12 protein-coding genes are annotated in these 11,932 nt (G+C 52.2%); 8 read left to right on the forward strand and 4 right to left on the reverse strand.

The features are described 5' to 3' along the window. Both F5897_RS07680 and F5897_RS07685 read right to left on the reverse strand, forming a co-directional pair. Window positions 1–445, reverse strand: a 445-nt coding sequence (locus F5897_RS07680; RefSeq protein ID WP_183305077.1) for an alpha/beta fold hydrolase, incomplete at its 3' end; no start/stop codon positions are given. Beyond that, window positions 446–1,276, reverse strand: a complete 831-nt coding sequence (locus F5897_RS07685; RefSeq protein WP_183305084.1) for a DUF3097 family protein — start codon at window positions 1,274–1,276, stop codon at window positions 446–448. It lies immediately after the preceding gene. A 70-nt stretch (window positions 1,277–1,346) separates the two neighbouring features. On the opposite strand from F5897_RS07685, the gene F5897_RS07690 reads away from it, so the two are divergent. The 7 genes from F5897_RS07690 to F5897_RS07720 all read left to right on the forward strand — a co-directional run bounded on the left by F5897_RS07690 (window position 1,347) and on the right by F5897_RS07720 (window position 9,123). Continuing rightward, a complete protein-coding gene (locus F5897_RS07690) occupies window positions 1,347–2,420 on the forward strand; it encodes an enoyl-CoA hydratase/isomerase family protein (protein WP_183305078.1) in 1,074 nt (357 codons plus the stop codon). Window positions 2,421–2,535: 115 nt separating this feature from the next. Beyond that, a complete protein-coding gene (locus F5897_RS07695; RefSeq protein ID WP_246332291.1) occupies window positions 2,536–3,189 on the forward strand; it encodes an asparagine synthase in 654 nt (217 codons plus the stop codon). A gap of 239 nt (window positions 3,190–3,428) precedes the next feature. Then, the gene (locus F5897_RS07700) at window positions 3,429–5,075 is read left to right on the forward strand and encodes an adenosylhomocysteinase (RefSeq protein WP_246332292.1); all 1,647 of its coding nucleotides are present in this window, start codon (window positions 3,429–3,431) and stop codon (window positions 5,073–5,075) included. 62 nt (window positions 5,076–5,137) lie between these two features. Continuing rightward, window positions 5,138–6,388, forward strand: coding sequence for an amidohydrolase family protein (locus tag F5897_RS07705; RefSeq protein WP_343048861.1), 1,251 nt, complete (start codon window positions 5,138–5,140; stop codon window positions 6,386–6,388). A gap of 89 nt (window positions 6,389–6,477) precedes the next feature. After that, on the forward strand, window positions 6,478–7,329 hold the full coding sequence (locus F5897_RS07710) for an ABC transporter substrate-binding protein (protein ID WP_183305080.1): 852 nt from the start codon (window positions 6,478–6,480) through the stop codon (window positions 7,327–7,329). A gap of 142 nt (window positions 7,330–7,471) precedes the next feature. Beyond that, window positions 7,472–8,341: an amino acid ABC transporter permease gene (locus F5897_RS07715; RefSeq protein WP_183305081.1), complete on the forward strand. Its 870-nt coding sequence runs from the start codon at window positions 7,472–7,474 to the stop codon at window positions 8,339–8,341. A 17-nt stretch (window positions 8,342–8,358) separates the two neighbouring features. Then, a complete protein-coding gene (locus F5897_RS07720) occupies window positions 8,359–9,123 on the forward strand; it encodes an amino acid ABC transporter ATP-binding protein (protein WP_183305087.1) in 765 nt (254 codons plus the stop codon). Between the two features lie 69 nt (window positions 9,124–9,192). Here the strand turns inward: F5897_RS07720 and F5897_RS07725 are convergent, their stop codons facing one another. Further along, window positions 9,193–10,071 (reverse strand): carbohydrate kinase family protein, encoded by an 879-nt coding sequence (locus F5897_RS07725; RefSeq protein WP_183305082.1) that lies wholly within the window; start codon window positions 10,069–10,071, stop codon window positions 9,193–9,195. Window positions 10,072–10,097: 26 nt separating this feature from the next. Beyond that, a complete protein-coding gene (locus tag F5897_RS07730; RefSeq protein WP_183305083.1) occupies window positions 10,098–11,078 on the reverse strand; it encodes a LysR substrate-binding domain-containing protein in 981 nt (326 codons plus the stop codon). A 144-nt stretch (window positions 11,079–11,222) separates the two neighbouring features. Between F5897_RS07730 and F5897_RS07735 the strand changes: the two genes are divergently transcribed. Further along, window positions 11,223–11,932, forward strand: a 710-nt coding sequence (locus tag F5897_RS07735) for an aminotransferase class I/II-fold pyridoxal phosphate-dependent enzyme (RefSeq protein ID WP_343048860.1), incomplete at its 3' end; no start/stop codon positions are given.

An 11,932-nucleotide genomic window follows, 5' to 3' on the forward strand; every position in this document is an offset into this window, starting at 1 on the left:
CCAAAACCACTTCTCGCAACCGCTGCGGCACTGCAGCCGCCCACAGTGCTGCAGTTAAACCACCGAGTGAATGTCCCACAACGGTGGTACGCTCCGAAATAAACTGCAGCAGTGGATCGCGCAGCTGCGCTGCGAGCGTACCCGGCTGATAATCCGCATCAGCACGCCAGGCACTCGCCCCGTGACCCGGCAAATCAACGGCAATCCGGGTGCCCGGAAGCAGCAAGTTAACCGCGTCGAAGCTATGCGCGTATAACCCCGCACCGTGTAGCAGCAGAAAATCGGCGGGCTGATCCGCCGCTGCATCATCACTAAAACGCAAGGCGGCAAGCCGGCCGGCGGCGGTGTCAAAATAAAACCGTGAAAAAACAGCTGGCAGCTGAGCCCCAACCCGCGCTGCGTCGGCTGCCAAAAAATCCCACTCCAGGTTTGCTTCCTGCCGCATCTAAACCCCTACCGTCACAAAATCAATTAGCGACTCTACCGGCCCCACCAATGCAGGTTCCAAATCTCGATAGTCACGCACTCGCGACAAAATCCGCTGCCACCCCGCAGCAACGTCACTGTGCTCCGCAGCAGGCCATCCCAAATGCTGCAAAATCCCGCGCTTAAACTCCACACTCCGCGGGATCACCGGCCACTCAGCAAGCCCTAAACGCTGCGGTTTAACCGCCTGCCACACATCAACATAAGGATGCCCCGCAACGCGCACATAGTCACGCCACTCCGGCCTAATCGCGGTCTCTAACAGCCGCGTCTCCTTCGACCCGGAAACCAAGTGATCAAGCAGCACACCCGCACGCCGCTCAGCAGTCGGCGCAAAATCAGCTAGCACTGTTGCCAAATGATCAGCGCCATCAAGCAGCTCCACAACAACCGCGGCCTCCCGCAAATCATCGCCCCACACCGCTTCTAACAGCTCAGCATCGTGCCTTCCCTCAACAAAAATCCGGCTCGCGCGCGCCACTTTCGCCCGCGAAGCAGCCGCCGCAAAACTCCCAGATGCAGTGCGCGCCCGCTGCTGCACCCGCTCTGGCAGTTGCAGCGTAGTGGGCTTACCGTCAATCATAAAACTGTCCTGTAACGGGAAAGACCGCACCAGGCCGTGATAATCTTCCAGCTGTACAGTGCTGTGATTAGCGGCCACAACCGCGCCACAAAACTCTGACTGGGTGTGCTCCACGACCAGACCCCGTCGCAGTGTCACAACCTCCCGCTGCACCCCGGATGTACGAGGCTGCGTCAGCGGATCCACCTCATAGCGATCAAACCACATACCTACAACAATACCGAGGCGCTCAAGATAGCGGTCCCAACATTCAGTCGTGCACGGTAAATTAAAAAACATGCAAACAGCAACAGCAAGTTCAACGCCGCACGTCACCATAACGGACGAAGCCCGCGTGCTGCAAATCCACCTGAACCGGCCGCAACAGCTTAACGCCCTCACCACCTCCATGTGCAACACTATCGCGACAGCACTGCGCACAGTCACTCCCGAGACCCACGACTGCGTCATCTTCACTGCGGCCGGAGACAAAGGATTTTGCGGTGGCGGAGACGTCAAAGCGATGCTGCACAGCGCCTCCGCAGCACGCGCATTCTTGCAAGCAGAATATGAGATGGATCGGCTCATCGCAGTTTGTCCCGTGCCCACAGTCGCAATCATGCACGGCATCACAATGGGTGGCGGAATCGGAATTGCGGCACACTGCGCAACCCGCATTGTCACGGCAGACACCACCCTAGCAATGCCTGAAACCCGCATTGGTATCGTTCCAGACGTTGGCATCAACCGCCTGCTGGCGGCAACTCCCGCCGGATTTGGAGAGCTTATCGCGGCCACGAGCTGCACCTTCAATGCGGCGGATGCGCTTGCTAGCGGTTTCGCAGATTATTACCTTCCGCCGGAAACACTGACAAGCTATGTGAAAGCGGTGCAATCGGGTGTAGATCCCGTAACCGCAGCGAAACAGTTTGCACAAGAGCCTACAGGTGCCGCAGCCACGATCGCCATAGCGGCAAGGCTGAATAACTTGCTGCGTGAGAAGATAACGCACACTGACCCAGTAGCGCAAGCACAACAATTTGCTGCTGCACTTGCCCGCTGCAGCTCACTACACGCTGCACAACTCGCTCAGGTGTGCCCGCAAACCGCAGTTATTGCGCTAGCGCGAGTAGCTAGGTTGCGCAGTGCCTATGCGGTTGGAGAAAGTCTAGACCCGACCACCGCACTTGCCCGTGACTACCGCTTACTCACGCTGTTGGTTACACGTAATGATTTTAAGCAGGGAGTGACATCCCGTCTGATCACCAAAGACAATCGCCCTCAGTGGCAACCAGCAACACTAGCGGCAGTGTCTTCGGCGACCACCATGCGACTGCTTGCCGCAGAAAATCCGACTTTTCAAAGCGCTTAAATTTTACTAACAGCTCGTGCGTCGGAGGTAGCGAAACAAACTATAAGACGGCATACTTGAATTACGCATATGTGAGGAGGAGGACGTGGAGTTGCTAAGAAAAATGCGCGCTGCCATGCAGCCTCAAAAACCTCAAAAATCCCGCCCAAAGCTTCCCAAACGTGAACTTGCTCCAGTCGCTGACATTGTAGAGCAGGGGTTGCTTGTTGCTGATGTCGCGGTTCGGATGACGGTTAAGAATAAGCTCATCGTGCGTGCCCTGAAACACAAAGCAGACTACAGTGCCGAGCAAACCCAAGAGCAGGTGCGGCAAGCGCTCACCGAGCTAATTGCCGAGCGTGAAAAAGACGCTGCAAATATTGCGATTATGCGCTCGCAGATTAAACGCGTAGGGTTCGCCTCCGGAGGAGAAGCAGAGTATCACCGGGAAGATAGTCAAACCTTGCGACACCGTCAGGAGGTATATGAGGGGGTCGCTGCTGAGTTAAAAGCGCGGGCCGCGGATCATGTTTATCTTGCCTCAGTGGCAAAAAAAGCCACTGAGCTTGCTTGGGCAGAAATCGGGGAGTCGATTGCCCAACGTGCGCAACACCCTTACTACAGCGGCGGGGATAACAGAGAGTATCAAGCTGAGCGCGAGGGGCGCATTCAAGAGCTCATAGCTAATGATTTACAGCAGCTCATTAACTCGCGAAACCAGCAAGCAGAGAAGCCAAATTCTAGCGGTAGCTGGCTCGCAAAATTTTTGAATAAAAAGAGCCAAGGGTGAGCGGCTCTGCATCGGGTGCAAGGCTTTTTCCGAGCGCTTGGCAACCCGCTACATCTGACGCCGTAACGGCGCAAAAGATTTTGCGTGCTGCTGCAGCTGCAGGTAATCGGATGTTGGCAGGCTCTCGAATAGTTTTTTTGAGTGAGCCTGTTGGGCTCGCTGGGCCGCTTTTAGTGACGTTGCAAAATTATGCGGCGCAACTGCGTTGTCGGGCAGTCTATCAGAACACTGAGGCTGCCATGAGTTACTTGCACAGCGGCGATAGTGGGTACACAGATTTTGTGGTTTGTGTTAGTCCACAGCCAGGTGCGGCAACGTTAATCACTAATATCCCGGAACAATTGCCACCACTGTATTTGCCGTTGCCGCAGCACAGTTTTACTAACACAGAGATGTTTGCTGCCGCCTATCAAAAAACTGCGGCAACTTTAGTATCCCATCTGCAAGATTTGGGATTTACAGCGCTGTCTAGCGAGCGCACCAATATTTTAGAGTTTGCTGTTACCGGCGCGACTAAAATTCCGGATGCGCATAATCGTCTGGGGCAACGCTTGGCGGTGCTCACACATCTCAACTTTGAAGTTACAACGGCCACCGCTGCGGGGAGACTGCACTGGGCTGCGCGAGGTATGCCGGCGACTGCCACGGTGGCGCAACAGATGCCGCAGCTGGATGCTGAGCGTATTCTAGTGAGTCTAATTATCGAACCGAAAACTGCTGCATTGGCATTGCTTTTAAAAAGAGCAGGAGCTGCAGTGGCGGTTTTTGCTCCAGCCAATGAGTGTGATGTCACTGTTGCCGCGGAACTCACCGCACAAGGTATTGTTGTTTTTGCCCCGGGAGGTGGCGCAGATGTGGGCTGGAGTAGCGATTCACCACACTTTGTGAAAGATGCGACAGCGCAACAGCGTGATGGTTTAAATGCGAAGGCTGCCCTTGCTTGGTGTCCGACACTGTTGATTGACGATGGCTCGCATCTGATTCGCCTTGTGCATACCAGGTATCCAGAAACGCTTAAAACGTTGAAAGGTGCAGCCGAAGAAACAACTAGCGGAGTTCGTCCTTTATTGGAGATGGCAGCTCAAAATAAATTGCAACTGCCGGTTATTGCCGTTAATAACGCTCGCACAAAAACATTTTTTGATAATCGCATCGGAACCGGAGAAAGCTGCGTTCACGCTATTTTGGATGTGTTGGATCAGCCTGCCACTGTTATGCCTTGGGTGATTTGGGGCTATGGTCCTGTAGGGGAAGGCGTGGCCAGAACCGCTGCTGCGTATGGCGCTGATGTTAGCCTGATTGAACCCGATGCGGTCAGAGCTATGCAAGCTGTATGTGATGGCTATCGTGTAATTACCGAAGCATCTTTGCCAACTCAACCTTTTATCGCTGTTAGTGCAACCGGAGTCTGGCACACCATTAAGGCCGCAACGATGATTCAACACTGGGATAATATGACTCTTGCTGTCGCTGGCGGCATAGACAATGAAATTGCCGTTGATGATCTGGAGGCAGCAGGCTGGAGTTTTGTGGAGACAGCGCATCCGCAGATTAAAAGACTCCAAAATCCAGCTGGCAAAGTTTTTCAGACACGGCTGTTGGCTGCTGGCGGAGGTATCAACTACACTGCTGCAGAAGGTAATCCTTTGGAAGTAATGGACCTTAGCTTTGCAACACAGTTGGCTGCTCTCACCGCGTTGCTTGACACGCAACACGAATCGCAGAGGTTAAAGCAAAATGGAGTGCATGAGCTTCCGCAGAGCGCTGAGCAGCTTGTGGCCGTCGCCGCGCTGCGCAGCAGAGGGCTCCCTGTGTTTGTGGCGAGTGAGAATTTGCGTCATGGCGGAGCTGCGCAGCCATGGCAGATCCACCGCTATATCCTGTAATAAGTAGAAAATAGGAAGATGAAGCCGTGACAGCCGCAATTAAGGTTTATAGCGCCCAGCTCGTGGTACCAGTCGTAAGCCCGCCGATTCCTGATGGCGCGGTAGCAGTGCAGGATGGAAAAATTTTACATCTCGGTGATCGCAACTGGCTTGTGCAGCTGTTACGCGATAATAACCGAGATTTTACAGAAGAATATTGGGAAGGAATTTTAACCCCGGGCTTAGTGAATGCCCATACTCACCTACAATATACCTGCATGGGGGGCGTTGCAGAGCGCTATTATAACGGGTTCGATGACTGGGGTGATGCGTTTGACGCGGCATACTCCGCCGGGTCACACGATTGGAAAGCCGCAGCTGCGACCGGAGCACAAATGCTACTGCAAAGCGGGTGCACTGCTGCTGCCGATGTGGTAACCGATATTGCGGCAGCAGGTGCCTTACATGATGCGGGGTTGCGAGGTATTGCATATTGGGAAATTTACGGTAAAAAAAATTCTGACTGGGATGCAACACAGGCACAGCTTGTACGGCAGCAAGTGCAGCGAATTCCGTCTCCTCCCGGAGCCGGAGTGTCACCTCATGCACCCTACTCCCTAGATGTTAAACCGCTGTTAGAAATCCCGGATATTGCCAGGCAGGAGGGACTACGCTTACATATTCATCTTGGCGAAGCCTATAAAGAGCGGGGTTTACGTAATCGGAGCGATGACTGGCCAAGTCTGGGTGTCCCAAATTTTTCTGAGCTACGAGCACAGGGGTTGGGCGTTTCATCAACGCAGTTTGTAGATCACCTCGGTGTGCTTGGGCCTGATTGCCACATTGCGCACGGTATCTATATGGATGAAATTGATCGTGCTATTTTACGATCGAGGGGCACAGCGGTAGCGCTTTGCCCCCGGTCAAATGAAATAATTGGTCTGGATATGCCACCAATTGCACAGTATCTGAAAGAGGGTAATTTGGTGGCTGTAGGAACAGATTCTCTGTCTTCTTCCCCTTCGCTAGAGCTGCTTGCTGATGTTGGAATGCTGTATCACATTGCGCGGGAGCAAGGGTATGGCGGGGCTGATTTGCACGAACGTCTGCTACATGCGGCTACGCTTGGTGGTGCAACCGCGTTAGGTATGCATGTAGGACACCAGAGGATCGGGCAATTAGTGGCGGGAGCTGCCGCAGATTTTGCTTGTTTTGAAGTGCCGACTTTGAATGCTGCCGATGGCATAGCTTCGCTTGTGGAGGACGGCGTGGGACGTGCTCGACGCACAGTGATTGCTGGCACTACTGTCTGGCAACATGAGCAGACAGTGTAACATTTCGCAATGTTGGTGTGCTGCAGATGAAAATTTTTTACAATAGAAATACTTACCGCAACCAGTGCGGTGTTAAACAGGGAGGCTTGATGTCACGTTTGAACCGAATTCTTAAAGGTACGGCTGCGATTGCAGCCGCGACTTTGCTGCTCACTGGATGCGCTGCGGAAGGCGGTGCCGGCGATACCGTTTCCGATGCAACCGCTAAAACCGTCACCGCAGGAAAACTTACTATTGCTACCGGGGAGCCAGCTTACGCTCCTTGGGTGCTTAATGATAGCCCTGAAAAAGGCGAGGGATTTGAAGCGGCTGTAGCTTATGCGGTGGCTGCGGAGATGGGGTATAAAGCCGAAGATGTGGTGTGGGTGCGTGATACTTTTGAGGGGTCAATTGCACCTGGGCCGAAAGATTGGGATTTAAACCTGCAGCAGTTTTCAGTTACCGATGAGCGTAAAAAAGCCGTTGACTTCTCAACTCCCTATTACACTAGCACCCAAGCCGTGGTTGCTGCATCCGGTACAAAAGCAGCAACAGCTAAGAATGTCGCTGAGCTGAAAGATGCGGTAATCGGTGTTACCAGTGGCACTACTTCTCTGACAGTTGCAAAAGAATTGATTAATCCTACCAGTGAGATTCAGGTTTTCAACAATGCAGACGATAATGTTGCTGCTCTTAAAGCGGGCAATATTGATGCTTTGGTGATTGACTTGCCAACGGCTTTCTTCGTGCGCGATGTGCAGCTTGAAGGCGCAGGGGTTATTGTGGGGCAGCTAGCTACTGTTGATGATGCTACAGCTGATCACTTTAGTTTTGTGTTGCCTAAAGGGTCTGCGCTGACTGCTGATGTAGATGCAGCTTTGGAGAAGCTGCGCGCCAGCGGTAAACTGGATGAGTTAGCCAAGAAATGGCTTGCTGACCAGGGTGCTCCTGTGCTGCAGTAGTTCCTGACACACTGGGGTAGTGATTAAAACGTCGGGCGGCTGTGATATCGCGCAGCCGCCCGAAGTTTAAAAAAGAGCTACTGCAGTTGATAGCTTACTCGAATGACACGTATTTTGATTCGCTTCATACCCCTAGGAAAAAATGAAGAACACTGTTGCGGGCTATACTGCATGCACTGTTAGCGAGGTGGAGTTAGAGCGGCGTAAATATCGTCGCAAAGCTGCTCGAAGATCATTGCTATTGAGTGTTTTGAGCACTCTTGTGGTGGCTTTTGTACTTGTTTTTGCGATGCTCAACAGCCCCGGCTGGGAACGTGTTCGGGATAACTTTTTTGACATCCCAACTGCCCTGAATGCACTGCCGAAAATCCTTGAAGGATTGTGGTTGAATGTGCGAGTGCTCGCGGTGGCGGTTGTTGGCGTTACTATTTTGGGTGCTTTGCTTGCGATTATTCGCACTGTGCGCAACCCGTTGTTTACACCGTTAAAAATAATGGCGGCTGCTTACGTTGATTTTATGCGTGGAATCCCGGTACTGCTGATGCTTTATTTAGTTGGTTATGGCATTCCCGGGTTGCAACTTTTTAACCGTATGCCGCCTGCTTTTTGGGGCACAATTGCGATTGTACTGTGTTACAGTGCGTACGTTGCGGAGGTGTTGCGTAGCGGGATTGAGGCAGTGCATCCTTCGCAGCGCATTGCAGCGCGTGCTCTGGGTTTGAGTTATCCACAAACTTTGCGACTTGTTGTGTTGCCGCAGGCTGTTCGCAAAGTTACTCCAGCACTGATGAATGATTTCGTTTCATTGCAAAAAGATGTGGGTCTTATTTCTGTGCTGGGTGCTGTTGATGCTGTGCGTGCCGCGCAAATTGAGGTCGCTCAGGTTTATAACTTCACACCATATTTAGTAGCAGGTTTAATTTTTGTGCTGTTGAGCTTGCCTTTTGTAAGACTAACCGAGTGGCTTAATAAGCGGGCCCAACAGCGCGAGCAGATTGGGGGTGTGGTGTGACTGCAGCAACTTTCATGATGTCGCAGCAAAATACTGTGGTGGATTCACAAACCGTTTTACGGCTGAGTGCAGTGGTGAAAAGGTTTGGTGCCCAGGCTGTGCTGGACGGTATAGACCTTGCTGTTGCGGAGCACGAGGTTGTTGTATTGATTGGAGCATCCGGATCCGGTAAATCTACGCTGTTGCGCACAATCAATCTGCTTGAAACTGTTGATGACGGGCAGATTTGGCTGCGCGATATCGATATTACGAACCCTCGTATAAAACAGGATGAGATTCGTGCTCGCATTGGGGTGGTGTTTCAACACTACAATTTGTTTCCACATCTTACAGTGCTGGAAAATGTAACTTTAGCTGCTCGACACGTGTTTAAAACTACAAAAATTAAGGCTCAAACTACCGGTTTAGAGTTGTTAGAACGAATCGGTTTAAGAGATAAAGCAGATGCCTATCCCGATCGGCTTTCTGGCGGGCAACAACAGCGGGTCGCGATTGTTCGTGCCATCGCCACTAACCCAGAGTTACTGTTGCTTGATGAAGTCACCAGTGCCTTAGACCCGCAACTCGTTGGTGAAGTGCTTGAACTTGTGCGTGAGCTGAAGCGTGCTGGAACAACTATTTTAATGGCTACCCATGAAATGGAATTCGCTAGACAGATAGCTGACCGTGTGGTTTATCTTAAAGACGGCGTAATTATTGAATCGGGGACACCACAGCAGGTCTTTGAGCACCCGCAGCGCGCTGAAACTAAAGAGTTTTTGTCGCGGGTGATGAGTCGTTGAGAGAATATTTGCTGATGGTCGAGCAGAAGGTTACCAAGCTTATGTGCTGGGGGCAGCTATTAAGTGCTCCTAAGCTTGGGATAGCTGTAGTTGCTTGGTAAAAGCGGCAAGTTGCAAAGTTGTTGGCGGCTCGGCGCCGGTTTGTGTGCAAGTATACGCAGCTGCTGTTGCTGCTCGCTGCGCGATTACTTGCCAGAGTTCTTCCGAGAGGTTAGTTGAATCGTGCTGTTTTAGATGGTTTTGTACACTAGCCAGAAAAGTTCCCATCACCGTATCGCCAGCCCCAATGGTATCAACCACCTGTATTTGAGGAGCTCTGTGTGTGCTCGTGCTACCGGAAACGGTTAGTTGGAGGCCAGCTGCGCCGTCTGTGACCACCTTTATCGGAGCAGTAGGATTGCCAAGAAAGTCGTTTTCTGCAGAACTTAGTTTTAATAAACTTACGTAGGGTAGTAAAGCCAACAAACGGTCACGATGAGCCGCAGTTTCGGTGAAGCTTCGAAGATTCGGATCCACTGCCACAAAAACTCCCTGCTTCGCGAGCGTCTGAGCCAGCGCTAAATACCGGGTTGCTGCAGGTTCAAGCGCCAACGACAGAGTGCCAAAATAAGCAATACGGCATGGTACCAGCGGAGGCGTTGCGTAGCGATCTGCCGTATTTTCAAAGTAGAAACTGTAGTTTGCGCTGCCATCATTATCTAAGTGGGTTACTGCTAGAGTTGTTGGCTGAGGGCCACGTTGCACAAGAGAGGTGTCAATTTTTTCGGCCTGTAAGCGTTCGAAAAGCTGTAATCCAAATGGATCAGTTGACAGTCGCGACACGAAACGTAGCTGCGCCCCCTGTCGTGCAGCTGTTACCGCGACATTAAAAGGGCCACCACCTGGGCGAGCTACAAAGCCGCTTGGGGCAGGAACCAAATCAATTAGGGCTTCACCGCAAACAATCATGTTTTAGAGTTTAGCAACTCCAGACTTTAAGCTTGTCTTGAGGAGTGTGTTAATTCGTGCAGTTCTGCGGCAGCGCTTTGTACCGCCGTTGTGAGTTGTTGCAGACGTTGATTTACGGCGTTAGGTGCGGCCGCTTCGAGTTGTGGTGCCAACAACACAATGTCTCGTTGCAGTCGAGTATCTTTGACTGGCACCAGTTTAAGCCCGGCAGGAGGATTTTGGCAGGCAAGCTGTGGCACTAGTCCTACTGCCAGTCCGGCAGCGACCAAGCCTAAAGCTACAGTGTAGTCGTCTGTGCTAACCGTAATATTTAGTGTTTTACCAGCTGCAGCAAAAATTTGTAGCAGAGCATCATCGATAGGATCGCCGCTGCTGGATCCTAAAATCCAGTTTTCGTTTGCCAATTGCAGCAGTTCCGTGACACCTATCGCAACGCTGCTCGCGTAGCGGTGGGCGCGCGGAACCGCCAGCATCAAAGGATCAGTGAGTACATGGGTGACATGATATTTGTTGTTGTCGAAGGGTGTCAGCGGGGTGGTGTAACTCAGCGCCGCATCCAGGCTGTGGCTCGACACCAGCTTGTTAAGGTTTACTACTTCGTGCAGGTGAGCTTGGAGTTTGAAGCTGGTTTTCCGCAGATGTCTTGTAATACGTGGCAGCAGCTGTGCCGCGGCGGTGGGGAAGGCGCCAAACTTTACTAACGGCGCAGCTCCCTGTGCAGTGTTTTGTGCAGCGGTTATGGCAGCTTTGGCCATGTTTAAAGCGGCGGTAGCTGCAGGAAGCAGTTCTGTTGCGAGGGGTGTCAAGGTGCTGCCGCGCTTGCTGCGTTCTAGCAGTTTGCCGGCAACTAGGCGTTCTAGTGCGGCCAGGTGATAGTTAATGGTTGTGTCACTCCAACCTAGCATTTTACCTGCCTGGCTGATGGAGCCGGTTGTGGCAACTGCATGTAATGCTGCAAATTGCCGTAGGTCCTGTGGGGACGCAAAGGGGTTACGATTGTGATCCACTGTTCTCACTCCGCTTGTTAACTACACTATGTGTAACATCATTTAAAATCATAGCCTCTGTATCGGTGTGGCGGGTTTCATAACCTGCTTGAATTAAGTGTCTTACTTAACTTTTTGATGGTTATTTGTGAAGTGAAGGGAAACATGAACAAGCACTATTCAAGCCCAACCCCTCTCTACGACGTAGTAGAGCAGCAGGCGACACCACACACTACGGCGGTAGAGAACCTGATTAAAAAAATGCCCCAGTCATTGATGGTGCCAGGTCACGGTAATGACCCTTCACGCGGCAACACCACTATCGCTGATTTCTTCGGGGACCGTGTAGCTGCCCTCGATTTACCGCAAATGCTAGATGGGGTAGACCTTGGTCCGGAGTCTCCGCTGGTGCAATCGCGTCGTCTGGCTGCTAAAGCCTGGGGGGCTCATACTACCTGGTTTATGACGAATGGCGCATCGCAGGCAAACCGTACTGCAGCAATCGCAATTCGCGGTCTTGGCCCGAATGTTATTATGCAGCGAAGCGCACACTCCAGTTTCTCGGACGGCATCATTGCAGCCGGTTTGAATGCTTCATACGTTTTACCAAGTGTGGATCACGAAAATGGCGCATCTCATGGTTTGACACCGCAAGCTCTTGAGGAAGCTTTTGCTGCGGCTACTGAACCAGTGCACTCAGTGTATGTAATTTCACCGAGTTATTTCGGTGCAACCGCTGACATTCCGGGACTGGCAGAGGTCGCACATCGTCACGGCGCAGCGCTCGTGGTAGACGGAGCTTGGGGTGCGCACTTTGGTTTTCATCCGGAGCTGCCGGAGTCACCGGTACGCTTAGGAGCTGATCTAGCTATTTC

The sequence above is a fragment of the Canibacter oris genome, from assembly GCF_014197205.1.
In the GTDB taxonomy this organism is placed as follows: Bacteria; Actinomycetota; Actinomycetes; order Actinomycetales; family Microbacteriaceae; genus Canibacter; species Canibacter oris.